Below are 26,065 nucleotides of genomic sequence, written 5' to 3' on the forward strand. Positions count from 1 at the left end.
CTCGGCGGCGGTCCGCCCCCCCGGTGCCGCCCGGCCCGGCCTCCGGTCGTACCACCCGGCTGGCGGGGCGGGTGCGCGCGAGGTAGGACAGGAGGTGCGAAGCCGCGGTCGGCGGGCAGACGTCCCGCCGACCGCAGGCAGCCCCAGAAGGGACGGACATCGTGGCACGACCGAAAATCCTCGTGGTGGGCGCGGGTTTCGCCGGGGTGGGATGTGTGCGCAGACTCGAGCGCAGCCTCGCCCCGGACGAGGCCGACATCTGCCTGGTGACCCCGTTCTCCTACCAGCTCTATCTCCCGCTGCTGCCGCAGGTCGCCTCCGGTGTGCTGACCCCGCAGTCGATCGCGGTCTCGCTGCGCCGCAGCAAGAAGTACCGCACCCGGATCGTGCCCGGCGGGGCGGTCGGGGTGGACACCAAGGCCAAGGTCTGCGTGGTCCGCACGATAACGGACGAGATCGTCAACGAGTCGTACGACCACATCGTGCTCGCCCCCGGCAGCATCACCCGCACCTTCGACATCCCCGGCCTTGTCGACAACGCCCGCGGGATGAAGACCCTCGCCGAGGCCGCGTACATCCGCGACCACGTGATCGCGCAGCTCGACCTCGCCGACGCCTCGCACAACGCCGCCGAGCGGGAGTCGCGGCTGCAGTTCGTGGTCGTCGGCGGCGGCTACGCCGGCACCGAGACGGCGGCCTGCCTCCAGCGGCTGACCACCGCCGCGCTGCACCGCTATCCGCGGCTCGACCCGAAGCTGATCAAGTGGCACCTCATCGACATCGCGCCCCGGCTGATGCCGGAACTCGGCGAGAAACTGGGCCTGAGCGCGCAGAAGATCCTCACCGACCGCGGTATCGACATCTCGCTCGGGGTGTCGATCGCCAAGGCTGGCCCGGAGGAGGTCACCTTCACCGACGGCCGGGTGGTGCCCTGCCGCACCCTGATCTGGACCGCGGGCGTCGTGGCCAGCCCGCTGATCGCCACCCTCGGCGCGGAGACCGTACGCGGCCGGCTCGCCGTCGCCGCGGACATGACGGTGCCCGGTGTCGACGGGGTCTACGCGCTCGGCGACGCTGCGGCCGTACCCGACCTCGCCAAGGACGAGGAGGACGCGGTCTGCCCGCCCACCGCGCAGCACGCGATGCGGCAGGGCCGCAAGGCCGCCGAGAACGTCATTGCCGCGATCCGCAACCAGCCCCTGCAGCCGTACAGGCACAAGGACCTCGGCCTGGTCGTCGACCTCGGCGGCAGGGACGCGGTCTCCAAGCCGATGGGCGTCGAACTGCGCGGCCTGCCCGCCCAGGCCGTCGCCCGCGGCTACCACTGGTCGGCGCTGCGCACCAACGTGGCCAAGACCCGGGTGCTGACCAACTGGATGCTCAACGCGGTGGCCGGCAACGACTTCGTCCGCACCGGCTTCCAGTCCCGCAAGGCCGCGACCCTGCGGGACTTCGAATTCACCAACGCGTATCTGTCGCCCGAGGAACTGCGCGACCAGGTCGCCGACGCGATGCCGCGCGCCTGAGCCGGCGCGGCGGCGCGGGCCTGAGCCGGCGCGAGCCGCAGGCCCGGAGCCCCTCCGCCGGAGAGGGCTCTAGGCCAGGTCCTGTTCCGGCAGGTCCGGCAGGTCCGGCGGGATCGAGGGGGAGGGTGAGGATCCGGGGCCGGCCGGCTCGGGGTCCTCGTCCGGCTGCTCGTCCTCCCACAGCGAGAACCACACCGTCTTGCCCTCCGACTCCGGCCGTACGCTCCACTGCCCCGACAGGATGTCGAGCAGCATCAGCCCCCGGCCCGAGGACGCCATCTCGCCTGGCGTGCGCTGGTGCGGCAGCTCGTCGCCGGTGTCGGAGACCTCAACCCGCAGCACGCGACGGCCCGGCTGGCCGGTCAGCGACGCCGCCAGCGCCGCCGACTGGTCGGTGTGCATCAGGACATTGCCGACCAGTTCCGACGTCAGCAGCACCGCGGTGTCGACCTGGTCGGGCTGCGCCCAGTCGTGCAGCAGCGCCTGGAGCTCCGCCCGCGCCTCGGACAGGCCCTCCGCCTGGTCCTGCTCGATGGTCAGCACCAGCTTCCGCTCCGGCACCACCCGCTGCTGCACCCCGCCGTCGCGGCGCAGCAGCAGCAGCGCGATGTCGTCCTCGTTGCGCGGCGCGAGATCGGCGCGGACACCGGCGGCGTCCGGCTCCCGCTGCCCGCCCCCGCCGTCCGCCGCCCGCTCGTCCAGCTCCTGCTGCGCCGACTGGGCCAGCGGATGGTGCACCGCGCGGATCAGGCGCTCGGCGATGCCTTCCAGGTCCTCGGTGGGACCGGGGGACATCGCGTCCCTGACCCGCACCCAGCCGCTGTACATGTCGTGCCCGCCGGTCTCGATCAGCCCGTCGGTGCACAGCATCAGGATCTCGTCCGGGTGCAGCTCCAGGTCGGTGACCGGGTAGTCCTCGGTGCCCGGCATCAGACCGAGCGGCAGACCGCCGCCGACGTGCTTGAGCATGCAGGTGCCGTCCGGCAGCCGCAGCACCGGGTGCGGATGGCCGGCCCTGGCGATGTGCAGCATCCCCGTGGAGGGCTCCGCCTCGATGTAGAGGCAGGTGGCGAAGCGGTCCTCGTCCAGCGCGGCCAGGAAGCGCGACGACCTGGCCAGCACCGCGTCCGGCCCGTGGCCCTCGGCGGCGTAGGCGTACACGGCGGTGCGCAACTGGGCCATCAGGCCGGCCGCGTGCACATCATGGCCCTGCACATCACCGATCACCACGGCCAGCCGGCCCTCCGGCAGGTTGATCACGTCGTACCAGTCGCCGCCCACCACCAGGCCGCCGCCGGTCGGCACGTACCGCGTGGCCACCGTCATCCCGGGCACCGCGGGCGCCGCGGCGCCCATGCTGCGCCGCAGCCCGCGCGACAGCGCCAGCTCGGCGCTGCTGGTCCTGGTCCGCTCCAGGGCCTGGGCGATCAGCCGGGCGGTCAGCACCAGCAGGGCCCGCTCGTCGGCGCCGAAGGCCATCGGCCGGCGGAAGGCCATCAGGCACACCGCGCTGATCCGTCCCGAGGTCACCAGCGGCAGGAACGCCCACGACTCCCGGCCGTTGCGGGCGGCCAGCGGCCAGGTGGCCGGATAGCGAGCGCTGTACTCGCCCGGCGAGGACAGATAGACCGGCCGGCCCGACCTGACGACGTCGGTGGCCGGGAAGGCCGTCGTCACCGGCATCCGGAAGATCCCCTGGGCCCCGCTGGCGGCGTATCCGTGCTGGCCGAGCAGGTTGAGGAATTTGTCGGTGACGCCGAAGACCACCAGCCCGTCCAGGCTGAAATCCGGGGCGAAGAGCCTGGCCACGGTGGTGAGGGCGGCGGGCAGCGACTCCGCCTCTGCCAGCGCGTGGCCGGTTTCGAGCAGCAGCGCGTCGCGCCGCCTGCCCTGTGCGGGGCCGGTCTCCGCGGCGGCGGCGGAATCCGGCGCGGCCCCGGTCCCGGGGCCGCCGGTCCCCGCCCCGAACCGGTTCATCGCGTCGATCTGCCGCACTTCCGTGCTGTCCGTACTGTCGGCGCTGTCGGCCGCGGCGCCGGCCGCCGACTGCTCGCGCTCCACCGGACCCTCCGCTCCCTTGCCCATCCGGCGCCCTCCCGCCACGGGTGTGGTCCTTGTCGGTACCCATGCTCGGCGACGACCGCGGTGCCCGCATGCGGAGCGCCCGGGCGGCGCGACGGGGGCGATGTGCTTTCCGGGGCGGTCTACTGGCATGCTCGGACACGTGGGTGAACGCATCATCGCCGCGTGTGACGGCGCATCGAAGGGCAATCCCGGGCCCGCCGCATGGGCCTGGGTCATCGCCGACGACCGGGGCGAACCGGTCCGCTGGGAGGCTGGTCCGCTGGGCACCGCGACCAACAACGTCGCGGAACTGACCGCGCTTGAGCGGCTGCTGACCGACGTGGACCCGGAGGTGGCGCTGGAGATCCGGATGGACTCGCAGTACGCCATGAAGGCCGTGACGACCTGGCTGCCGGGCTGGAAGCGCAAGGGCTGGAAGACGTCGGCGGGCAAGCCGGTCGCCAACCAGGAGCTGGTCGTACGGATCGACGCGCTGCTGACCGGCCGCACGGTGGACTTCCGCTACGTCCCCGCCCATCAGGTGGACGGCGACCGGCTCAACGACTTCGCGGACCGCGCCGCCAGCCATGCCGCCATCGTCCAGGAGCCGGCCGGCAGCGACCTCGGCTCGCCGCTGCCGCCGCGCACTACCGACACCGTGCGCAAGGCCCCCCGCGCCGCCGCGGGCACGGCGACGGCCGGGTCCGACACCAGGGGCGGGGGAGCGCCGCGCACCCTCAAGGCGAAATTCCCCGGCCGCTGCCGCTGCGGCCGGTCCTACGCCGCTGGCGAGCCGATCACCAAGAACCCCGACGGCTGGGGCCACCCCGACTGCCGCTGACCGACTGCCGCTGACCGGCCGCCGCCCCGGCGCCGCACGCACCCTCCGCCCCCGTCACCCGCGCACCCCGCGGCGACGGGGGCTTCGTCGTCCCCTGACCTCCCGCGGTCCGCGGCGGCGCACGGCCGGGCGCGCAACCGATCCCGCGCGGAGCATTGACGACGGCTCCCCGCGGCCCTACTTTCATCGCGTCGTACTTCGTACGTCATATATGAGACCTGATACGCGAGATCTGAGAGCCCTATGACTTTCGCTCCCACCCCGATCCCCTCCCGGACGCAGTACGTCCTCGAAGCGATCAAGCACCGCATCCTCACCGGGCAGCTCAGCCCGGGACAGGCCCTGGTCGAGGCGGACCTGGCGGCGCAGTTCGGGGTGTCCAAGACCCCGGTGCGCGAGGCGCTCAAGACGCTCGCCGGGACCGGTCTTGTGGTCATGAGCCAGTACAAGGGCGTCACCGTGCGGACCGTGGACGCCGCGATGGCGCGCGAGGTCTACGACGTACGCCTGCTGCTGGAGCCGGAGGCGCTGCGCAGGACCATCACCCGGGAGGCGTCGCTCGGCGCGGCCCAGGACGCGCTGGTGCGCGCCGAGCAGGCGCAGGACCGGGCCGACCGGAGCCTGGCCAACCGGGACTTCCACCGTGCGCTCTACCTGCCGTGCGGCAATCCGCTGCTGGCCAGGATGCTCGACGAGGTGCGCGACCAGGCGGCGCTGGTGTCCACCGTCGCCTGGGCCGCCGACCCGTCGTGGGAGCGCGAGGCGCACGAGCACCAGGAGATCCTGCGGGTCGCCCTGGCCGGCGACGCGCAGGATGCCGCCCGGCTGCTGCACGCGCACATCGCGGACTTCGTCCGCCGGGCGTTCCCCGACGACGGACAGGAGGGCCAGTGATGGACAGGACCGCGCTCGCGACCGCCCTCGCCGGTGTGGTGGCGATCCCGGTGATCCCCTTCGGCGCCGGCGGCGGCATCGACCGACCCGCCTACCGGCTGCTGCTGCGCCGGCTGCTGGACGGCGGCATCGCCGCCGTCACCCCGAACGGCAACACCGGCGAGTTCTACGCCCTCACCCCGCAGGAGCGCCAGGCGGTCGTGCAGGACACCCTCGCCGAGACCGCGCGGCGCCCGGTCACCGTGATCGTCGGCGTCGGCCACGACCTGCCGACCGCGATCGGCGCGGCCGAGCACGCCCGCGACTGCGGCGCGCGGATGGTGATGGTGCACCAGCCCGTGCACCCGTACGTCTCGCAGGACGGCTGGGTGGCCTACCACGCCGCCATCGCCGGGGCTGTGCCGGAACTCGGCGTGGTCCCCTACATCCGCAACCCGCTGCTCGACGGCAGCCGGATGGCGGAACTCGGCGAGCGCTGCCCCAACGTGGTCGGCGTGAAGTACGCGGTGCCCGACGCCGCCCGCTTCGCCGCCTTCGCCCGGGACGCCGGCCTGGAGCGCTTCGTGTGGCTCGCGGGCCTCGCCGAGCTGTACGCGCCCGCCTACTTCGCGGCCGGCGCGACCGGCTTCACCTCGGGCCTGGCCAATGTCGCGCCTCGGATCTCGCTGGACATGCTCGCCGCGCTGCGGGCCGGCGACTACCCGGGTGCCATGAAGGTCTGGGAGCAGATCCGCGGGTTCGAGGACCTGCGCGCGGCCCGCCAGTCCGCCGACAACGTGACCGTGGTCAAGGAGGCGCTGGCGGCGCTCGGCCTGTGCCGCCGCGAAGTACGGCCGCCCAGCAGCGCGCTGCCGCAGGCCCGGCGGGCCGAGGTCGCCGCCGCGGTGGAGGGCTGGGGACTGTGAGCGAGGACAGAGCCGCCCGCCCGCCCGCGCTGCGCAGCAGCCACTGGTACGAGGGCGAGGGCCTGCGCGCCTTCAGCCACCGGGCCAGGACCCGGCAGCTCGGCTACCTGCCCCGGGAGCACCTGGGAAAGCCGGTGATCGCGGTGCTGAACACCTGGTCGGACATCAACCCCTGCCACAGCCACCTGCGCGACCGCGCCCAGGCCGTCAAGCGCGGAGTGTGGCAGGCCGGCGGCTTCCCGCTGGAATTCCCGGTCGCCACCCTCTCCGAGACGTTCCAGAAGCCCACCCCGATGCTCTACCGCAATCTGCTGGCGATGGAGACCGAGGAGCTGCTGCGCTCCTACCCGGTGGACGGCGCGGTCCTGCTCGGCGGCTGCGACAAGACCACCCCCGCGCTGCTGATGGGCGCCGCGAGCGCCGGCCTGCCGGCCGTCTTCGTGCCCGCGGGGCCGATGCTGCCCGGGCACTGGCGCGACGAGGTGCTGGGCTCGGGCACCGACATGTGGAAATACTGGGACGACAAGCGCGCGGGCCTGATCGGCGACTGCGAGCTGGCCGAACTGGAGAACGGTCTGGCCCGTTCCGCCGGCCACTGCATGACGATGGGCACCGCCTCCACGCTGACCGCCGCAGCGGAGGCCCTGGGCATGACGCTGCCCGGCGCGTCCTCGATCCCCGCGGTCGACTCCGCCCACGAGCGGATGGCGGCGGCGAGCGGCCTGCGCGTCGTGGACCTGGTGCTGCGCGACCTGAGGCCCTCCGCGATCCTCACCCCCGAGGCGTACGAGGACGCCGTAACCACCGTGCTGGCCCTGGGCGGCTCCACCAACGCCGTCATCCACCTCATCGCGATGGCCGGCCGCTCCGGGGTCCGGCTCACCCTGGACGACTTCGACCGGCTGGCGCGTACGGTCCCGGTGCTCGCCAACGTACGCCCCGGCGGCCGGTACCTCATGGAGGACTTCCACTTCGCCGGCGGCCTGCCCGGACTGCTGTCCCGGATCACCGGACTGCTGCACCTGGACCGCCCCACCGCGGGCCACGCCACCTTGCGCGAGCAGCTGGCCGGCGCGGCCGTGCACAACGACGACGTGATCCGCACCGCCGCCGACCCGCTGGCCGGCGAGGGCGGGATCGCCGTGCTCCGCGGCAACCTGTGCCCGGACGGCGCCGTCATCAAGCACATAGCCGCCGAGCCGCAGCTGCTCACCCACACCGGGCCCGCCGTGGTCTTCGACGACTACCGGACGCTGCAGGCCACCATCGACGACCCGGATCTGGGCATCACCGCGGACAGCGTGCTGGTGCTGCGCAATTCCGGCCCGCTCGGCGGCCCCGGCATGCCCGAGTACGGCATGCTCCCGATCCCCGACCACCTGCTCAGAGCGGGAGTCCGCGACATGGTGCGGATCTCCGACGCCCGGATGAGCGGCACCAGTTACGGCGCCTGCGTCCTGCACATCGCCCCCGAGTCCTACGTCGGCGGCCCGCTCGCCCTGGTCCGCACCGGCGACCCGGTCACCCTCGACGTGCCGGCCCGCACCCTGCGCCTGGAGGTCCCGGACGCCGAACTCGACCGCCGCAGGGCCGGGTTGCGGGCGCCCGAGCCCCGCTACGGCCGCGGCTACGGCGCGCTCTACCAGGAACAGATCACCCAGGCCGACACCGGCTGCGACTTCCGCTTCCTGGCCGCACCCGGCCGGGTCCCGGAACCCTACGCGGGCTGACCCAGGCCGCCCACCTGTCCGTCCGGGCGGCCGAACTCCCCGGCACACGCCCTTTCGCAACGAAGGAGCCCCGGTCATGGCCATCGCCGTGGCGAAGAACCCAGGACGGCGCACCCGGCGCCTGCCGTATCTGCTGATAGCCCCGGCAGCCCTGCTGATGCTCGGCTTCATCGCCTACCCGATGATCAGCGTGCTCTACTACAGCCTGCAGGACTACAACGTCACCAAACCCTGGCGCAACGGCTTCGCGGGCCTGTCCAACTTCACCCGGATCTTCACCGACGACCCGCGGTTCTGGCAGAGCCTCGGCTTCAGCCTGCGCTGGGTCGTGGTCGAGATCGGCCTGCAACTGGTCATCGGCCTGGCCCTGGCGCTGCTGGTCAACCAGACCTTCATCGGCCGCGGCCTGTCGCGCGCGCTGGTCTTCTCGCCGTGGGCGGTCTCCGGTGTGCTGACCACCACCATCTGGATGCTGCTCTACAACCCCTCGACGGGCATGACCCGCTACCTCGCCGACGCCGGTATCGGCTCCTACGGCCACTCGGTGCTGTCCGATCCGCACACCGTCTTCTGGGCCGCAGCGCTCGCCGAACTGTGGCGAGGTGTCCCCTTCTTCGCGATCCTGCTGCTCGCCGACCTCCAGTCGATCCCCGGCGAACTGTACGAGGCGGCGTCCGTCGACGGCGCGAGCCGGCTGCGGCAGCTGTTCCACATCACCCTGCCGCATCTCAAGGACGCGATCGTGCTGTCCACCCTGCTGCGGGCGGTCTGGGAGTTCAACAACGTCGACCTGCTCTACACCCTGACCGGCGGCGGCCCCGCCGGCCAGACCACCACACTGCCGCTCTACGTCGCCAACACCGGCCTCGACGGACACGACTTCGGCTACGCGTCGGCGCTCACCACCGTCGCCTTCGTGATCCTGCTGTTCTTCTCCGTCCTCTACCTGCGCCTGAGCAAGTTCGGAGGCGACCGCGCATGACCGCCGCACTCGTCGAGGAAGGCGCCCTCGTGCCGTCCGCCGCCGTCCCCCGCCCCGGCACCGGCCGGCGCCGCGGACGCGGACCGGCCGACGGGCCGCCGCGCTGGCAGATCTACCTGCCGCTGGGCCTGTACCTGCTGTTCACCCTGGTCCCCTTCTACTGGATGCTGCTCTTCGCGGTACGCCCCGACGGCTCCACCTCGCTGCTGCCGTGGCCGGCCACCGGCGCGCACTTCGACAAGGTCTGGAACGACCGGTCCTTCGGGATCTTCTTCCAGAACAGCATGCTGGTCGGCGTCGCCACCCTGGTCGCCACCACGGTGGTCGCGCTCAGCGGCGGATACGCGCTGGCCCGCTTCCGCTTCAGGGGCAGGAACGCCTTCCTGACCGCCCTGCTGTGCTCGCAGTTCGTCCCCGGCGCGCTGATGCTCGTCCCGCTCTTCCAGATCTTCCGGCACCTGCAGCTGATCAACTCGCTGTGGAGCGTGGTCATCTCGGAGACCGCCTTCCAGCTGCCGCTGTCGGTCATCCTGCTGAGCGGCTTCATCAAAGGCATACCCGAGGCACTGGAGGAGGCTGCCTGGGTCGACGGCTGCACCCGGCTGCGCGCCTTCTTCGCCGTCGTGCTGCCGATGCTGCGGCCCGGCCTCGTCGCCGTCGGCTCCTTCGCCTTCGTGCACAGCTGGAACCACTTCCTGTTCGCGCTGATGTTCCTCAGCGAGCAGGACAAGCAGACGATCCCGGTCGGCCTCAACACCCTCATCGGCGCCGACAGCGTCGACCTGGGCGCGCTGGCCGCCGGCGGGGTCATCGCGGCGGTGCCCGTGGTGGTCGTCTTCGCCTTCATCCAGAAGTGGCTGATCACCGGCTTCAGCGCGGGCGCGGTGAAGGGATGAGCAGCATGAGCGGCATGAGCGGCAGCCCCGCGGCGGCGCCCCGCCCCGGCCCGGTGCCGGTCGTGCTGGCCGGCGGGCACGGACACGGCCACTGGCACCTGGACAACCTGCGCCGCCTCACCGCCCGCGGCGTCGTACGGCTGGCCGGGGTCTGCGACGTCCGGCCGCTGGAGGCCGCTGCGCTGACCCGGCTCGGCCGGCCCGAGCAGGGCCGGGACCTCGGCGAGCTGATCGAGCGCACCGGCGCCCGCGCGGCGATCGTCTGCACCCCGATCCACACCCACACCGAACTGGCGCTGACCGCCGCGGCCGGCGGCGCCGACGTCCTGCTGGAGAAGCCGCCCGCGCCCTCCCTCACCGAATACCGGCGGCTCGCCGCCGGGTTCGCCGGCAGCGGCCGGGCCTGCCAGATCGGCTTCCAGTCGCTGGGCTCGCACGCCGTCACCGCGGTGCGCACGCTCATCGAGGACGGCGCGGTGGGGGAGCTGCGCGGCATCGGCGCGGCCGGCAACTGGGTGCGCGAGGAGCACTACTTCAGCCGCGCCGCCTGGTCGGGACGGCGCATCCTGGCCGGCACCGACGTGGTCGACGGCGTGCTGACCAATCCGCTCGCGCACGCGGTCGCCACCGCACTTCACCTGGACGGCAGCAGCCGCGAGCAGGACGTCGCCTCGATCGATACCGAGCTCTTCCGCGCCCACGACATCGAGTCCGACGACACCTCCTGCGTCCGGATCCGCACCGCCCGCGGCACCACGATCGTGGTGGCCGCCACCTTGTGCGCGGCGGCGGCGGCGGAACCGTACGTCGTGGTGCACGGCAGCAGGGGCCGGATCACGCTGTGGTTCAAGCAGGACCGGGTGCTGCTCCAGCGGGCCGGGCACGGCCCCGGCGAGCAGGTCTTCGGCCGCACCGACCTGCTGGAGAACCTGCTCGCGCACCGCGCCGACGGCGTCGGCCTGCTCGTCCCTCCGCAGGCCACCGGCGCCTTCATGCGGGTCGTCGAGGCCGTACGCACCGCGGACGACCCGCAGGCGGTCCCCGGCTGCCATTGGCGTGCCGTCCCGGGGGAGTGCTCCCACCGCCGGGTGGTGCACGGCGTCGACGAGCTGGTCACCGCCGCGGCGGAGCGCCTGGCGACCTTCGGCGAGCTGGGCGCGCCCTGGGCCGGGAACGTACCTCGGACGGCGGCGCACCGGTGACCGCCGCCGTGCCGCTGCGCTGCGGCGACCGGCAGGTGGGCAGCTACGTCCACCGGCCCGACGTCCAGGGACGGCTGTCCCCGCGCCCCTACCTGCACCCGCTGACCACCCTGGGCGGCACCGTCGTCACCGAGCTGATGCCCGCCGACCACCGCCACCACCTCGGCGCGGGCATCGCGGTGCCCGACGTGGCCGGGCGGAACTTCTGGGGCGGCAGGACCTATGTGCGCGACCAGGGGCCGACCGAACTGGACAACCACGGCGAGCAGCGCCATCTGCGCTGGACCCGGCGGGCGGACGACGGCTTCACCGAGGAACTGGCCTGGACCGCCGCCGGCGGCCGACTGCTGCACGAGCGGCGCACCCTGCACGTCCGGCAGCTGACGGCCACCGCGTGGGAGCTGGACCTCGCCTTCACGCTCACCAACACCACCGCGCGACCACTGCGGATCGGCAGCCCCGCCACCAACGGCCGCCCCGGCGCCGGATACGGCGGCTTCTTCTGGCGCGCGCCCCGCACCGGGACACCGCCGCTGGTCTTCACCAAGGACGCCGCGGGGGAGGACGCCGTCCACGGCCGCAGGGCCGAATGGCTCGCGCTGGCCGGCGAACACTGGACGCTCGTGCTCCGCGCCGCCGACCCCTGGTTCGTCAGGACCCGCGAATACCCCGGTGTCGGGCCCGCACTGGCGTGGCGCAGCCCGCTGACCGTACCCGCGGGCGGCACCCTCACCCGGCGGGTCGTCGCCGCCGTCGCCGACGGCCGGCTCGGACCCGGCCAGGCCGCCGCGCTCGCCGCCCGTACCACCCGATGATTCCGACAACCGAAAGAGCCGCCATGCCACGACCGCAGCAGCACCGACAGCGCAGAGCCCGGCCGGCCGCCGGGATCGCCCTCGCCGCAGCACTCGCCCTGACCGCCACCGCCTGCGGTGACTCCGGCGGCGGCGCCTCGGGAGGCGAGGGCAGCGGCAAGGGGAAGATCGTCTTCTGGGACAACAACGGCGGTGTGCGCACCGACGTCTGGAAGCAGATCATCGCCGCGTTCGAGAAGAAGTACCCCGACATCGACGTCGAGTACGTCGGCATCCCGATCGCCGATGTGCAGAAGAAGTACGACACCGCCATCGCGGGCGGCGGCCTGCCCGACGTCGGCGGCGTCGGCACGGCGTATCTGGCCACCATGGTCGCGCAGAACGCGCTGGAACCGCTCGGCGACCGTATCGACGCGGGCGGTCTCAAGGGCAGGCTCGTCACCGGCATGGTCTCCGGCGTCCGGGCGGCGGGCGGCCGGGGCAAGGAGATGTACGAGGTCCCGACCTCCGCCAACCAGGGCACCCTGTGGTACCGCACCGACCTCTTCGCCGCCGCGGGCCTGCAACCGCCCACCACCTGGGCGGAGTTCTACCGGGCCGCCGCTGCCCTCACCGACGCGGCGGGCAACAGGTTCGGCTTCACCCTGCGCGGCGGCAAGGGCTCGATCGCCCAGGCCCTGGAGATGATGTACGCCCAGTCCGGCATCGAGAACTTCTGGAACGGCGACAGGACCACCGTCAACGACCCGAAGAACGTCGCCGCGCTGGAGAAGTACACCGGCCTGTACAAGAAGGCGACCCCCGAGGCCGACCTCAACAACGACTTCGTGAACATGGTCGCGGAGTTCGACCACGGCAGCGTCGGCATGCTCCAGCACAACCTCGGCTCGTACAACGACCACATCAAGGCCTTCGGCAAGGACAAGGTCGACGGCATACCCCTGCCGCCCTCGCAGGACGGCGGGGTGCGGACCATCGTCTCCAACCCGGTCGACGGCCTGGGGATGTTCAAGGCGGGCAAGAACAAGGCCGCCGCCTGGAAGTTCATCGAATTCGCCGCCTCCGCGCCGATGAACAGCCTGTGGAACGAGTCCGCCGGCGCCATCCCGGCCAACACCGGTGCGGGGCAGGACAAGTGGATCAGCGACGCCAAGCCCACCAAGGCGGCGATGGAGTCGCTGAACGATCCCCGCACCAAGATCGTGCAGTTCCCCTACTACCTGCCGGACTGGAACACCATCACGAAGGCCGACACGGAACCCGATTTCCAGAAGGTCCTGCTCGGCAGGATGACCGCGAAGGACTTCGCGGACGAGCTGGCCGGCAAACTCAACGCCGCCCGGGCCGACTTCGCCGAGCACAACAAGCCCTGAGCCCCGGGGGGGGGGGGGGGGGGGGGGTTCGGGCCCGCCGGGGGGCGGGCGGTTCCCCCCACCCCGGCGCTCCNCCCCCCCCCCCCCCCCCCCCCCGCCCCCCCCCCCCCCCCCCCCCCCCCCCCCCCCCCCGGCCCGTCCGTTCCCACCAAGCCGTCCTCTCCTTCACCCCTTCACCTCACCCGGGAGCCGCAGTGCGCAAGAGCCATGTCCCGATGATCGCCATGCTGATCTCCGCCGCCCCCCTGATGCTCGCCGCCGCGCCCGCGCACTGCGGCACGGGCGCCAAGCTGCCGCGCTACGTCCGCCAGGCGCTGCCGGCCGGCGACGGCTGGGCCTCGCAGGGCAGCGGAACCACCGGCGGCGCCGCCGCCGACGACGCGCACGTCTTCACCGTCACCAACCGCGCCGAGCTGGCCGCCGCCCTGGGCGGCGGCAGCGCCACCCCCAAGATCATCCAGGTCTCCGGGACCATCGACGGCAATACGGACGCCGCGGGCGCCCCGCTGTCCTGCGACGACTACGCCACCGGCGGCTACCGCCTGGACGCCTACCTCGCCGCCTACGACCCCGCGGTCTGGGGCACCGGGCAGGTGCCCGCCGGCCCGCTGGAGGACGCGCGTGCCGCGTCGGCCGCCGCGCAGGCCGCCCGGGTCGAGCTGAAGGTCGGGTCCCACACCACCATCGTCGGCGTCGGCCGGCATCCGAGGCTGCTGGGCCTGGACCTCCAGGTCAGCGGCTCCGACAACGTCATCGTCCGCAACCTCGCCTTCGAGGACGCCTTCGACTGCTTCCCGCAGTGGGACCCCACCGACGGCGACACGGGCAACTGGAACTCCGAGTACGACAACCTCGTCGTCACCGGGTCCACCCACGTCTGGGTCGACCACAACACCTTCACCGACGGCCGCCGCCCCGACGCCGGCCAGCCCCTGTACTTCGGCCGCATCTACCAGCAGCACGACGGCGAACTCGACGTCGTCAGGGGCGCCGACTACGTCACCGCCTCCTGGAACGCCTTCACCGACCACGACAAGACCCTGCTGTTCGGCAACAGCGACGGCGCCGCCGCCACCGACGCGGGCAAGCTGCGCATCACCTTGCACCACAACCTCTTCCAGGACATCGGCGAGCGCGCGCCACGCGTGCGCTTCGGCCAGGTCGACGCCTACAACAACCACTACGACGTCACCGACGCGGCCGGCTACGTCTACAGCCTCGGCGTCGGGGTGCAGTCCCACCTCGTCGCCCAGGACAACGCGTTCACCCTGCCGGCCGGTGTCACCGCGGACCGGACCATCGCCTACTGGAAGGGCACCGCGATGACCGAGGACCACAACCACGTCAACGGCCGCCCGGCCGATCTGCTCGGCGCCTTCAACGCGGCCAACCCCGCCACCCCGATCGCCCGGGGCGCGGGCTGGACCCCGACCCTGCGCACCCGCGTCGACGACCCCCGTTCCGTGCCGCACATCGTCGACGCCGGCGCCGGCGCGGGCCGGCTGTGACCCGGCGGCCGGTGCGTCACATATGTGCACGAGGGGCATTGACGTGAACGGCAAGCGCTTGCTATGTTAAGGAACACGACGCTAGGCGTCGTCCTGGAGCCGCTGGCGACAACGTACTGTCGCGTCAGTGAAACTCAACCTCAGAGCCGCTTTTCGCGCACTGTCAGATCGTGAGCCCGAGTGCACCGGGCACAATTGTCTGACAGAAAGCGCTTGCTCCCCGCGGTCGCCGAACCCCCAGCGACAGCACCCCCCACATGAATCCTCCGGATGAGAGGAACACCACCGTGAAGCTCACCTCCCCCCACCTGTCCCGGGTGTCCGCCTTACGCCGCGGCCCCGGTCTCACCGCCGCGGCGACGCTCGGCGCGCTGGCGCTGGCCGTCGTCCCCGCCGTCAGCGGCGCGGGCCAGGCCCAGGCGGCCTCGTTCGAGTCGTCCCCGGTCGGCTACGGGGCCGGCACCACCGGCGGCGGTTCCGCGCCGGCCACCACCGTGAGCAGCCTGTCCGCCTTCAAGTCGGCGGTCACCGGCAGCACCGCGAAGGTCGTCAGGATATCCGGCCTCATCTCCCTGTCCGGCCAGGTCGACGTCGGGTCCAACACCACCGTGCTCGGCGTCGGTTCGAACTCCGGGCTCACCGGCGGCGGCATCCGGCTGAAGAACGCGCAGAACGTCATCCTCCGCAACCTGGTCATCAGCAAGGCGGTCGGCACCGACGCGATCACCGTGCAGAAGTCGACGCAGGTCTGGATCGACCACAACGACCTGTCGTCCGACCAGACCCACGGCAAGGACTACTACGACGGTCTGCTCGACATCACCCACGCCGCCGACAATGTCAGCGTGTCGTGGAACAAATTCCACGACCACTACAAGGTGAGCCTGGTCGGACACTCCGACGACAACGCCTCGGAGGACACCGGCCACCTGCGGGTGACGTACAGCCACAACTGGTTCACCAACGTCAACTCCCGTCTGCCCAGCCTGCGTTTCGGGAAGTCGCACATCTTCAACAACTACTTCCAGAACGCCGGTGACAGCGGCGTCCACTCACGGATGGGCGCCGAGGTCTTCGTCCAGGCCAATGTGTTCACCAACGTCCCCGACGCCATCACCACCACGGGCGACAGCGACGTGGACGGCTACGCGAACCAGGCCGACAACATCTTCGACAACTCCACGACGGACATCACCCGGACGTCCTCGTACAAGCCGACCTACAGCTGGTCGCCCGAGTCCGCCTCCACCGTGGCCGCCACGGTGAGCGCGGGCGCCGGCACCGGCAAGGTCTGAGCGTCGCACGGCCGCTGAGCCGCCGACCGGGCGGCACCGCGCCGGCCGGTCCCGACCGGGACCGGCCGGCGCGGTCGCGGGACGCCCGGCCGCGGCGGGCGCGACCGTGCGTGACTGTGTGTGGACGGCAGGACTTCGCGGTCAGCGCTCGACGGGCTCCCAGACAGGCAGCCACACATCGTTGGGCGTGCCCTGGGACGTGCAGGTGTACTGGATGAGCGGGTTGTCCACCCCGACACCGCCCCTGACGTTGAGGCACTTGCCGCTGGACTTCACCACGATCTGGTAGCCGATGCCCTTGGGCACGAACTTCCACAGCTCGTTGTCGGCGTCGCTACAGGTGTACTGGATGACCCGGGTGTCATCGGCGGTGCCGCCGCCCCTGACGTTGAGGCACTTGCCGCTGTGGACGGACGTGAAGCGGTAGTAGCCGTCGATGGCCGAGTCCGCCTCCCAGCGCTCGTTGGCCGCGCCGGTCCAGGGGTACTGGACGACCGGGGCGTCGTTCGCGGTGGACGCACCCCGCACGTTCGCGACCTGGCCGGGATTGCTCGCCAGCCGCAGCGTGAACTGCCGGGCGACGACCGCTCGCGGGCTCGCACCCGCGGAGCCGTCGGCCATCGCCGGGCTGAACGAGCCCGACACCAGCCCGGCGCCGACCGCGACGGCTCCCAGGCCCACGGCCCAGCGCTTGTGCGTCTTCATGCTTCTTGCCTCCGAATCTCTGGCTGCCGCACAGGGGCACGGCGTCCCTGAGTGCGGCATCGCCACGCAGAGTAGCGACGGCGGAGGTTCGCGGCGCCCGTGACACTCCGTCAGCTCCGGCTTTTCGCCGGGCACCTCCCGGGGCGGGCCGCGGGTCCGCGTCCTGGACCCGCGCCCAGCAGGCGTCCGCCGCGGCGAATTCGCCGCACTGCGCGTGGATCCGCGCCAGCAGGTCCAGGACGGCCGGGTCCTCGGCGCCGCCGCCTCCGAGCCCGTCCAGCAGCCGCCGCGCCCCGGCGTACCGGCCGCCGCGCGGCCCGGGCCGCCGCCGCCGGCACGCCGGCTCGCCCGTGTCCGGTACGCCGCCCGCGTCCGGCGGGGTCGGGCGGGGTGCGGCGCCGGGCTGCCCCCTGTGCGGTCCGGCGCCGCGGTTCAGTGAGGTGCTCACCGCTGCCGCCGGACGGTGGTGTCCGCGGGGGCGCCGGTGCGGACCGCGTCGAACAGGACCAGCCGTCCCAGGCCGGTGACGACCGGGCGCAGCCGGGTGGTGTCGTCCGCGGCCGGCGCCCCCGCGCCTCGGCGACCGGGACCGGCGCCACGCGCGGGTCCGCCGCCCGCCGCCGCTCGCGCCGGGCGAAACGCTCGGCCAGCGCCCCCGCGTCCCGGATCCGCGCCTCCCGGTCCACGGCCGGCGCGTCCAGCACGATCCGCGCCGGCTCCGGGTCGACGTCCGGATTCTGCGCGCCCGGCGGCGGTGGCGGCGCCCGCCGGTGCGAGCCGGTCATCCAGCCCGCGAGGCCCTTCGGGTACGGCAGCCGGCTGGTCAGCAGCAGAAAGCCGACGACCCCCAGCGCCCACACATCACCGCTGCGCGAGTCACCGCGCAAGCCCAGCAGGGTCTCCGGCGGCTTGAACGCCGGCACGCCCTGGGCAGGTGCCGCACCCGGTGGACCCCGGCGTACGCGCCCTGCCCGAGGTAGCGGTCCACCAGGCAGCCGGCACCCGCCGTCCCGCCCTCCCGCAACAGCGGCCGCCGCGCGGTCTTCCGCCCCGGACCCATCGCGCCCGCGCTCCTTCCCGTGCCGCTGCCTGCCGGACCAGGGGACGTCAAGCCCGGGTGTCCGGGACCGGTCCCGGACACCGTCACGCAGCCGGTACCGAAGAGACGCGAGTGGCGACCGGGACAGGCCGGGTTGCAGTACGCTCCTTGCGTGTCGGAGCGGGCACGAGGCGTGATGTGTGCAGTGGGGCGGCGCGGTGCGGGGTACGGCTGAGATCGGTGACGAAGTAGCCGGGCGCTATCTGCTGCGGGAACGCATCGGCGCCGGCGGCATGGGTGTCGTATGGCGCGCCCACGACCGCGAACTCGACCGCACGGTCGCCGTCAAGTGCGCCCGCGTGAACGACGAGAGGGCCGCCAAGCGGCTCAAGAACGAGGCGCGCAACGCCGCCCGCCTGCACCACCCGCACATCGTCGCGGTCTTCGACCACATCGACGGCGGCGGCCGGAGCTGGCTGGTGATGGAATACGTGCCCTCGCGCAGCCTCGCCGCGATCGTCGCCGCCGAAGGACCGCTCAGCCCGCAGCAGGCCGCCGCCATCGGCTGGCAGATCGCCGACGCGCTCGCGACCGCGCACGCAAAGGGCGTGGTGCACGGCGATGTGACGCCCGAGAACATCCTCGTCACCGGCGACGGCATCGCCAAGCTCGCCGACTTCGGCATCTCCCGCGCCCTGTGGAGCGACGACACCCGCGACAGCCTCAGCGGCGGCGTGCCGGGCAAGCCCCGCTACCTCGCCCCGGAAGTTGCCAGCGGCGAACCGGCCAGCCGGGAGTCCGACCAGTTCTCGCTGGGCGCCGCGCTCTTCGCCGCCGTCGAGGGCCGGGTGCCCTACGGCGAGGCGGCAAGCCCGCTGGCCTACATCGGCCGGGCCAGGGACGGGCACATCGAGCCGCCCCGGCAGGCCGGGCAGCTCACCGGCCCGCTGACCGCGCTGCTGCGGATCGACCCCGGCAGCAGGCCCGCCGCCGCCGAGACCCGCGAGCTGATGGCCGAGGTCGCCCCGCCGTCCGAGGCGGTCCGCCGGCTGCACAACGAGGGGGCCGCCCTCGACCGGCGGCGCGGCCCCTTGCCGCTCGGCCCGCTCGGCACCTGGCCCCGGCGGCGCGCCTGGACCGCCGTCGCGGCCGTGGCGCTCGTCGCCGTACTGGCGGCGGTGCTGCTGACCGCGGCCCCCTGGGACGACGGATCACCGGCGCGGGCGCAGCCGAGTACCCCGGGCGGCGCGCACAGCGCCCCGGCGCCCACCGCGCCCACCGCCGCGACCGCGCGCAGCGCACTGGGCGACGCCCGCAGCGCCGACCCCTGCTCGGTCCTCGCCACCGCACCGCTCGCCCGCTTCGGCAGCACACAACTGGCCGCCGACTACGGCAACTTCGACCGCTGCGACATCCTGGTCGGGCCGCCGCACGAGGACCCGGTCGTCGACGTCGCCGCCACCTTGCTGGGCACCGACATCGAGGCCGGCTCGCACATTCCCACCCGCAGGACCGGCAACGTGACCGTCGCCGCGGAAGCGCTCGACGGCGACGAGTGCGACCGCACCCTCCAACTCGACGACGGCAACCACATCCAGCTCATGGCCCGGCTGATCGGCGACAGCGGACCCGACCTGTGCGCCATGGCCGACGCCGCCACCGGCCACGCGGTGACCGTGATGCGCGCGGGCACCGTCCCCCGGCGCCCCTCCGCCGCCGTGCCCGCCTCCCTCGCGACCGCCGACGCCTGCGCCCTGCTGACCCCCGCCGCGCTCGGCGCACTGCCGGGCGTCCAAGCGGCCGGCGCCGAGCGGGACTTCGGCAACTGGGGCTGCCACTGGCGCAGTTCCGACGGCGACAGCGGAGTCGACCTGGTCTTCGACCGCAACTCCCCGCCGCTGGACACCAGTGACGGCACGCCCGTCGCCTTCGGCGCCGGAAGAGGCTTTGTCGTACCCGAGTACGACGACCGGGCCACCTGCACCCTGCGTCTGGTCAACCGCGACTTCACCGACATCACCGGCCAGCGCGTCGAGGAACTCGCCGACCTCACGGTGTCGGGCACCGGCGCGCTGGGGAAGCTCTGCGACACGGCGAAACACCTGGGCACGACGGCCGCGGCACGGCTGCCCGGCACGTGACGGCCCCATCCCGACCCTTCACGAGGATCCAGCCATGACGACAAGCCCCGACGGCGCCGCAGAGCTGCCGGGCGGCAAGCGGCTCCCCGGCACCCACGGCAGCCTCGCCAGAGGCGTGTCCGCGCCGGTCGCCGGCACCGTCTTCGCCCTCGCGCTCACCGGCGGCATGCGGCTCGGCCCCGGCGCCGGACGGGAAATCCTCTTCGGCCGCAACCGCCCGGCCGTGCACGTCTGCCTCGGCGAGGACGACCCGCTGGTCAGCCGCCACCAGGGCACGCTGACCCACCGCGGCGGCCAGTGGTGGATCAGCAACCGCGGCCGGCTGCCGATCCGGCTGGCCCGCGGCCGGCTGCTCTTCACCGGCGAGGAGCCACTCCCGCTGGACACCGGCTACACCCCGCTGTTCGTCCGCGGATCACGCCACCGCGAGCACCTGCTGGAGGTCTACGTCACCGACGCGGACGGCACGGCCCCCACCCCGCGGCCCGCGGACATCACGCTGCCGCCGCGCACCTGGATCCTCACCGCCCAGGAACGCCTGGTGCTGGTGGTGCTCGGCCGCCGCTACCTGCTGCACGAAGTGCGCCCCCAGCCGCTGACCTGGCAGGACACCGCCGCCCACCTGGCCCGGCTGCAACCCGGCGCGTCCTGGGGGCCGAAGAAGGTCGAACACGTGGTCAGCGCGGTACGCACCCGGCTGTCCCGGGACGGCGTCCCCTACCTGACCCGCGAGGAGATCGGCGAGCCGGTCGGCAACACCCTCAACGACCACCTGCTGCGCGAACTCCTGCTGTCCACCACCCTCGTACCGCCCGATCTGGCGCTGCTCGACGTGCGGCCGGACGACGACACCTGGTCATGACGGCGGATTGCCCTCGGCGCCCGCGATGAACGGGGTGACGGTGAACAGGCCGTCGCAGACGGTGACCTGTCCGGTGAAGTCCAGCGACGCGGTATCGCCCGGCGGGTAGATCCGCAGCCGCGCGGACGCCGGCAGGCAGGTGCCCTGCTGGTTGACGGTGTGGATCGTGTCGCTCGCCGTCCCGCCGGGCCGCAGCACCACCGCCGCGTAGCTCATCGGCTGCCGGTCGGCCGGTGTCCCGATCTGCCCGCCGTCCGGGTCCAGCAGCGAAAGCCCCGGATAGCCGGTCAGATGACACGCCGTGGAGCCGTGGTTGGTGAGCACCAGATACCGGAAGAGGCTGCCCGCGCCCGCGTCGCCGCCGCCGAGCGCGGCGGTCAGCTGCGAGGTCGCGCACCTCGGGGTCGTGCCGGTGCTCGCGCCGCCCCGGGGGCCGCCCGGTGTCGGCGTGCCGGTCGCCGTGGTTCCGGTGGCGGTGGCCGTGCCGCCCCGCGCACCGGTGCTGTGCCGCCCGTCCGGCACGGTCGGGGACGGTACGGGCGCGGCGTCCCGGGTCGGCGCCGGTGCCGACGGGGCCGCGCTGGTCAGCGAATCGCTGGCCGGCGGGCTCACCACGTCGTCCGAGCCGTGCGGGGTCAGCGCGCCGACCAGATACACCGAACCGGTCAGCACCACGGCCGCCGCCAGCCCGCCGCCCGCCGCCCGCACCCGGCGCCGCCGCGCCGCGCGCCGCCGGATCTGCCCGAAGGCGCCGGCGGGTGCGTCCAGATACCCGGGCGGCTGCCGCAGCAGCGGCTCCGCGGGGCCGGCGCGGTCGCCGTCCGGGCCGCCCTCCCGGCGGTCAGGAAATCCGGTCATGGTGTCCCTCGAGTCGGGCGCGGAGCAGTTCGCGTGCCGCGTGCAGATCGGCCTTGACGGTTCCCTCTTTCCGGCCCAGCAGCGCGGCCACCTCGCGGACCGGCAGGTCGGCGTAGTAGTACAGCAGCACCGGATTGCGCAGCCGCTCGGGCAGCGACTGCACCAGCAGCCGTACGGACGGGTCGGCCGGATCCGCCTGCGGGCGTACGGACTGCTCGGTGGTCACCCGGCGCAGCGCCCGGCGCTCGCGCTCCATTCTGCGCCAGTGGTCGCGGACCAGGTTGGCCGCGGTCACATAGAGGAAGCCGTTCGGCTCCTCGACCCTGGTCCAGCGCGCCCACAGCCGGGTGAAGGCCTCAGCGGCGATCTCGTGCGCGGTCCCGTCGTCGTCCACCAGCCGGCGGCACCAGCCCGCGAGCCGCGGATAGACGGCCTCGAACAACTCGGAGGCAGCGTGCTCTGCTGGCCGGATGACCGCCCTCCTCACTCCTGGCGCAGATGTGCCGACCGCCGCGGGCCAGTGGTTCACGAGCCGCCGACCAGCGAGGCGTAGACGATCACGTTGTCCGGGTAGCCGCCGCCCGACACCTTCGTGCCTCCGCAGGTGATAAGACGCAGCGCGGGGTGGTCCACGTTCCCGTACACCGCCTCCGCCGGGAAGCGCGATTTCGCGACGGTCTGCACGGTGTCGACGGCGAAGACCGCCACCGAGCCGTCGGCGCGTACGACGCTGACGCGGTCGCCCGGCCGCATCCGGTCCAGGTGCCGGAACACGCCGTCGCCGTACCGCCCGACGGTCACGTGCCCCAGCAGCACGGCGGGCCCGGTCTGCCCGGGCGTCGGCGACCCGTCGTACCACCCGGCCGGCGCGTGCGCCTCGATCGGCGGTACGCGTACGGACCCGTCGGCCGCCAGGCCGAGGGCGATGACGGGGGTGTCCACGCCGATGCTCGGGATACGCAGCCGTTCCGGCGACGACTTCGCCATCGCCGGGGCCTTCGCCCCCGTGGACCCCGCGGGCGTCGGCGGCGCCGACGTACTCCCGCCCCGCCCGGCCGGCCCGCTCGGCCCGGCCCCGGTGCCGCCGGCGCCGGCGCCTGTACCCGTGCACCCGGCGAGCAGCACGGCCGCGGCGACCACTCCGACGTACCCTGCGGGGCCTCCGCGGGCCCGTCGTGGCTGGTGGCGCCGTTCCCCGCGCCCCTTCGGGGCCTGATCGCCGGCTTTCGAGCCGCGGGTCCGCTCCGGCTGGTCGCGCCCCTGGTGTGGCTGGTCCTTGCGGCAGGGGGCATCCACCAGGGGCGCGGGGAACGGCGCGACCAGCCACAACGCACCCGCAGCAGCCCCGCAACGGCAAGGAGCCGCAGGGCATCGCGAGGCCGGCGTCGGGTCAGGCACAGGCACAGGCACGGGATCGTTCGCGGGGGTCAAGGGTCAGCCCCGAGCCCGCCGCCGGCGTCCTGCGGCGACCACGGCCAGCCCGCCGAGGAAGACCGCACCGGTCCCCGCACCGGCGACCACCGCCGAATGACCGCCGCCACCCGTCGCGGCGAGCCCGGTGTCGGGCGCCCCGGCGGGAACCACCGGCACCTGCCGCCCCGACGACGGGGACGGCGTCGGCTTGGGCGCCGCGGTCGTGGGGGCCGACCCCACGGGGTCACTGCCGTCCCGCCCGGCAGCCATCGGCGTCACCGTCAGGAGGTGATCGCAGTTCGTGACCTTCCCGGCGATGACGACCGCCGCCGTATTCCCGGGCGGGTACACCCGCACCTTCGCCGAGGCCGGCAGACATGTCCCCTGGTGGTTGATCGTGTGGATCGTGTCGCTCGCCGACCCGCCGGGCCGCAGCACCACCGCCGCGTAGCGGCTCGGCTGCCGGTCGGCCGGCGTCCCGATCTGCTTGCCGCCCGCGTCCAGCAGCGACACCCCGGGGTAGCCGGTCAGGTGGCACGAGGTGGAGCTGTGGTTGGTGAGGACCAGATAGCGGTAGAGGTTGCCCGCGCCCGCGTCCCCGCCGCCCAGCGCGGCGGTCAGCTGCGAGGTCGCGCACATCGGGGTGCCGGCCAGGCCCACCGGGGCCGAGGCGACGGCGGGGGCCGCCCCCGTGACCGCGACCGCGAGAACCGCCGCCGCGGCGGCGGCCAGTGAAGTGCTGCGCATGTCCCGTCCCTCTTCTCTCCGGCGGCCCGCCGCGCCCGGGAGCGAGCGCGGACCCGGGCCGTACCGGAATCGCGACCAGAGACGACACAGCGCCCGGCCGGGTTGTAAAGACTTCGCCAAGTCCGGCCGCCCGGTGCGGAGTCGGCTGACCCGCACCCGAGCCGTCCCGCTGACCAGCCGACTTCATGATTGGGCCGGACCTTCACTACGATCCTGCGATGATCATGAGAAGACTGATGGCCACGGGAATGGCCGGTGGCCTGTTGGCCACTCTCGCGTGCGGGCTGCTGCCCGCGAGCGCCGCCGCCGACGAACCGGTGGCGCAACCCTCACCGAAGGTCGAACTCGTCCTCGACGTCAGCGGCTCCATGCGGGCCAAGGACATCGACGGGCAGAGCCGGATGTCGGCGGCGAAGCAGGCCTTCGACGACGTCCTGGACTCGACACCGCCGAACGTCCAACTGGGCATACGCACCCTCGGTGCGGACTACCCGGGCAACGACCGCAAGACCGGCTGCAAGGACACCCGGCAGCTCTACCCGGTCGGCCCGCTGAACCGCACCGAGGCCAAGACCGCGGTGGCGACGCTCGCCCCGACCGGCTGGACCCCGATCGGCCCCGCGCTGCTCGCGGCGGCGAGCGACCTCAAGGCTGGCGGCGACGGCACCCGCCGGATGGTGCTGATCACCGACGGCGAGGACACCTGCGCCGCCAACCCCTGCGACGTCGCCCGCGACATCGCCGCCCAGGGCATCCACCTGGTCATCGACACGCTCGGCCTGATCCCCGACTCCACCACCCGCAACCAGCTCAGCTGTATCGCGGAGGCCACCGGCGGCACGTACACGACCGTGCAGCACAGGACGCAGCTCAGCACCAAGGTCAAGCAGCTGGTCAACCGCAGCACGGAGCCGGTCGTCACCCCGGTGGCCACCCAGGGCGCCGCGAACTGCGCGGACGCGCCGGTACTCAAGGCGGGCCTGTACTCCGACCGTGAGACCTTCTCCGAGAACCGCTGGTACCGCGTCGACGTACGCCCCGGCCAGGAGCTGCGGGCCGCGGTGAGCATCAGCGACGACCGGGCGGTCAACGTCGGCTACGGCGTGCTGCTGCGCGGCGTGACGCTGCACGGCCGGGAGATCGTCCGCGACGACGAGGGCGGCACCGGGCGCACGGACGCCGTCTCGGCCGGCATCCGCTACCCCAAGCCGAAGGCCGACTCCGACACTCCGGCGGAGACCGTATGCCTCCAGGTCGGCAACTCCTTCTCCGCGCCCGCCTCCGTCAAGATCACCCCCGGCCTGCCGGTCGAGCTGTCCATCGACCTGGTGCACAGCCCGGACCAGCCCTCCGACGTGGCCTTCTACGGCCTCGGGCGCGGCTGGTGGCTGCTGGGACTGCTGGCCGTCACCGGCGCCGTGGCCGGTCTGCTGACCGGCTGGGCCGCCCGCTGGCGGACGAACTCGGGGAGGGCTTCCTGATGCGCACCGCACGACGTCTCGCCGCCGCGGGCCTGCTCGCGGCCACCGCGCTCGCCGTACTGACCGGTCATGCCGCGGCCGACACTCCCAGCGCCACCCCGAGTCCGACCACGACGGCCGACGACGGGCCGCCCACCGAGGCGGGCACCAACTTCCGTACCGCCACGGTGATCCAGCAGGGCGAGGAGGCCACCGCCACCGCGTCGGCGGGCGACTACCTGTACTGGGTGGTGGCCGCGGACACCGGGGAGAATGTCACGGTGAAGGCCACCGTGACCTTCGGCTCCGGCTCCGGTACCGCCGCCGCGCACGGCGCCTCGACCTGGCAGGTCGACGTCTACGACGGGCTGCGCCGCCGTCAGCCGTGCCGCTACGGCGCCCAGACGCGTACGGCCGCGGCCGACGCGGCGAGCGTCGAACTGGCCTGCACCCTGCGGCCGGTGCGCGCCTGGGCCGACACCTGGTCCAACGACCCGCTGCGTGGCGCCTACTACCTGCGGCTCACCGCGCTGAACGTGCCCGAGGCCGACCTCGGCCAGCCGGTCCGGGTCGCCGTCAAGGCCACCTCGCACGGCACCGCGGGCCGTAACGCGGTCGACGGCTCCGTCATCCCCGTGGTCTCCCGCAACGCCCCCGACGTCGCACCCGGCGACGGCTGGGCCGGCACGTGGTGGTCCCCGCGCTGGTTGTGGACCGGTGGCGGCGGCCTGCTCGCCGTGCTGGCCGCGTTCGGCGCCCACCGCCTGGCCCGAGGTCCGGTCGGCCCGCCGTCCCGCCCCCGGCCGCAC

22 protein-coding genes are annotated in these 26,065 nt (G+C 73.4%); 16 read left to right on the plus strand and 6 right to left on the minus strand.

Annotated features, from left to right (window positions below):
* Nucleotides 1-161 precede the first annotated feature (161 nt).
* Nucleotides 162-1,526 (plus strand): NAD(P)/FAD-dependent oxidoreductase, encoded by a 1,365-nt coding sequence (locus V7E46_RS03775; protein ID WP_333767054.1) that lies wholly within the window; start codon nucleotides 162-164, stop codon nucleotides 1,524-1,526.
* Between the two features lie 69 nt (nucleotides 1,527-1,595).
* Here V7E46_RS03775 and V7E46_RS03780 read toward each other — a convergent pair whose 3' ends face one another.
* Complete coding sequence (locus tag V7E46_RS03780; RefSeq protein ID WP_333767055.1) at nucleotides 1,596-3,611, minus strand: ATP-binding SpoIIE family protein phosphatase; 2,016 nt, start codon at nucleotides 3,609-3,611, stop codon at nucleotides 1,596-1,598.
* A 127-nt stretch (nucleotides 3,612-3,738) separates the two neighbouring features.
* On the opposite strand from V7E46_RS03780, the gene V7E46_RS03785 reads away from it, so the two are divergent.
* From V7E46_RS03785 to V7E46_RS03835, 11 genes are all read left to right on the plus strand, one after another.
* On the plus strand, nucleotides 3,739-4,431 hold the full coding sequence (locus V7E46_RS03785) for a ribonuclease H family protein (protein WP_333767056.1): 693 nt from the start codon (nucleotides 3,739-3,741) through the stop codon (nucleotides 4,429-4,431).
* A gap of 243 nt (nucleotides 4,432-4,674) precedes the next feature.
* Nucleotides 4,675-5,325 (plus strand): GntR family transcriptional regulator, encoded by a 651-nt coding sequence (locus tag V7E46_RS03790; protein WP_333767057.1) that lies wholly within the window; start codon nucleotides 4,675-4,677, stop codon nucleotides 5,323-5,325.
* Nucleotides 5,325-6,230, plus strand: a complete 906-nt coding sequence (locus V7E46_RS03795; RefSeq protein WP_333767058.1) for a dihydrodipicolinate synthase family protein — start codon at nucleotides 5,325-5,327, stop codon at nucleotides 6,228-6,230. Before V7E46_RS03790 ends, V7E46_RS03795 begins: the two co-directional genes overlap by 1 nt.
* Entirely contained in the window at nucleotides 6,227-7,960 is a 1,734-nt protein-coding gene (araD, locus tag V7E46_RS03800) for an L-arabinonate dehydratase (protein ID WP_333767059.1), read from the plus strand. The genes V7E46_RS03795 and araD overlap by 4 nt, the downstream gene beginning before the upstream one ends.
* A gap of 76 nt (nucleotides 7,961-8,036) precedes the next feature.
* Complete coding sequence (locus V7E46_RS03805) at nucleotides 8,037-8,942, plus strand: carbohydrate ABC transporter permease (RefSeq protein ID WP_333767060.1); 906 nt, start codon at nucleotides 8,037-8,039, stop codon at nucleotides 8,940-8,942.
* Nucleotides 8,939-9,838 (plus strand): carbohydrate ABC transporter permease, encoded by a 900-nt coding sequence (locus V7E46_RS03810; RefSeq protein WP_333767061.1) that lies wholly within the window; start codon nucleotides 8,939-8,941, stop codon nucleotides 9,836-9,838. Before V7E46_RS03805 ends, V7E46_RS03810 begins: the two co-directional genes overlap by 4 nt.
* 14 nt (nucleotides 9,839-9,852) lie before the next feature.
* Nucleotides 9,853-11,040 (plus strand): Gfo/Idh/MocA family protein, encoded by a 1,188-nt coding sequence (locus V7E46_RS03815; RefSeq protein ID WP_333767062.1) that lies wholly within the window; start codon nucleotides 9,853-9,855, stop codon nucleotides 11,038-11,040.
* The gene (locus V7E46_RS03820) at nucleotides 11,037-11,855 is read left to right on the plus strand and encodes a PmoA family protein (protein WP_333767063.1); all 819 of its coding nucleotides are present in this window, start codon (nucleotides 11,037-11,039) and stop codon (nucleotides 11,853-11,855) included. Before V7E46_RS03815 ends, V7E46_RS03820 begins: the two co-directional genes overlap by 4 nt.
* 23 nt (nucleotides 11,856-11,878) lie before the next feature.
* Nucleotides 11,879-13,228: an ABC transporter substrate-binding protein gene (locus tag V7E46_RS03825; protein WP_333767064.1), complete on the plus strand. Its 1,350-nt coding sequence runs from the start codon at nucleotides 11,879-11,881 to the stop codon at nucleotides 13,226-13,228.
* A 215-nt stretch (nucleotides 13,229-13,443) separates the two neighbouring features.
* Nucleotides 13,444-14,736, plus strand: a complete 1,293-nt coding sequence (locus V7E46_RS03830; protein WP_443053975.1) for a pectate lyase family protein — start codon at nucleotides 13,444-13,446, stop codon at nucleotides 14,734-14,736.
* A gap of 287 nt (nucleotides 14,737-15,023) precedes the next feature.
* The gene (locus V7E46_RS03835; RefSeq protein ID WP_443053971.1) at nucleotides 15,024-16,031 is read left to right on the plus strand and encodes a pectate lyase family protein; all 1,008 of its coding nucleotides are present in this window, start codon (nucleotides 15,024-15,026) and stop codon (nucleotides 16,029-16,031) included.
* 141 nt (nucleotides 16,032-16,172) lie between these two features.
* Here the strand turns inward: V7E46_RS03835 and V7E46_RS03840 are convergent, their stop codons facing one another.
* On the minus strand, nucleotides 16,173-16,736 hold the full coding sequence (locus V7E46_RS03840) for an RICIN domain-containing protein (protein ID WP_333767065.1): 564 nt from the start codon (nucleotides 16,734-16,736) through the stop codon (nucleotides 16,173-16,175).
* Between the two features lie 1,257 nt (nucleotides 16,737-17,993).
* On the opposite strand from V7E46_RS03840, the gene V7E46_RS03845 reads away from it, so the two are divergent.
* Both V7E46_RS03845 and V7E46_RS03850 read left to right on the plus strand, forming a co-directional pair.
* Nucleotides 17,994-19,916: a serine/threonine-protein kinase gene (locus V7E46_RS03845; protein ID WP_333767066.1), complete on the plus strand. Its 1,923-nt coding sequence runs from the start codon at nucleotides 17,994-17,996 to the stop codon at nucleotides 19,914-19,916.
* A 34-nt stretch (nucleotides 19,917-19,950) separates the two neighbouring features.
* Nucleotides 19,951-20,778 carry an FHA domain-containing protein gene (locus tag V7E46_RS03850; protein ID WP_333767067.1) on the plus strand — a complete coding sequence of 276 codons (828 nt, stop codon included), beginning with the start codon at nucleotides 19,951-19,953 and terminating at the stop codon, nucleotides 20,776-20,778.
* Here V7E46_RS03850 and V7E46_RS03855 read toward each other — a convergent pair.
* The 4 genes from V7E46_RS03855 to V7E46_RS33800 all read right to left on the minus strand — a co-directional run bounded on the left by V7E46_RS03855 (nucleotide 20,773) and on the right by V7E46_RS33800 (nucleotide 23,796).
* A complete protein-coding gene (locus V7E46_RS03855; RefSeq protein WP_333767068.1) occupies nucleotides 20,773-21,636 on the minus strand; it encodes a DUF4232 domain-containing protein in 864 nt (287 codons plus the stop codon). The genes V7E46_RS03850 and V7E46_RS03855 overlap by 6 nt on opposite strands.
* A complete protein-coding gene (locus V7E46_RS03860; protein WP_329182158.1) occupies nucleotides 21,620-22,108 on the minus strand; it encodes an RNA polymerase sigma factor in 489 nt (162 codons plus the stop codon). The genes V7E46_RS03855 and V7E46_RS03860 overlap by 17 nt, the downstream gene beginning before the upstream one ends.
* A 53-nt stretch (nucleotides 22,109-22,161) precedes the next feature.
* Nucleotides 22,162-22,623 carry a class F sortase gene (locus V7E46_RS03865; RefSeq protein WP_333767069.1) on the minus strand — a complete coding sequence of 154 codons (462 nt, stop codon included), beginning with the start codon at nucleotides 22,621-22,623 and terminating at the stop codon, nucleotides 22,162-22,164.
* Nucleotides 22,624-23,070: 447 nt separating this feature from the next.
* Nucleotides 23,071-23,796 carry a DUF4232 domain-containing protein gene (locus V7E46_RS33800; RefSeq protein WP_443053974.1) on the minus strand — a complete coding sequence of 242 codons (726 nt, stop codon included), beginning with the start codon at nucleotides 23,794-23,796 and terminating at the stop codon, nucleotides 23,071-23,073.
* A gap of 218 nt (nucleotides 23,797-24,014) precedes the next feature.
* On the opposite strand from V7E46_RS33800, the gene V7E46_RS03880 reads away from it, so the two are divergent.
* A complete protein-coding gene (locus V7E46_RS03880) occupies nucleotides 24,015-25,277 on the plus strand; it encodes a VWA domain-containing protein (protein WP_333767070.1) in 1,263 nt (420 codons plus the stop codon).
* On the plus strand, nucleotides 25,277-26,065 hold a 789-nt coding region (locus tag V7E46_RS03885), incomplete at its 3' end, for a hypothetical protein (RefSeq protein WP_333767071.1). The genes V7E46_RS03880 and V7E46_RS03885, both read left to right, overlap by 1 nt.

The organism is Streptomyces sp. IBSBF 2435, assembly GCF_036815005.1.
In the GTDB taxonomy this organism is placed as follows: Bacteria; Actinomycetota; Actinomycetes; order Streptomycetales; family Streptomycetaceae; genus Actinacidiphila.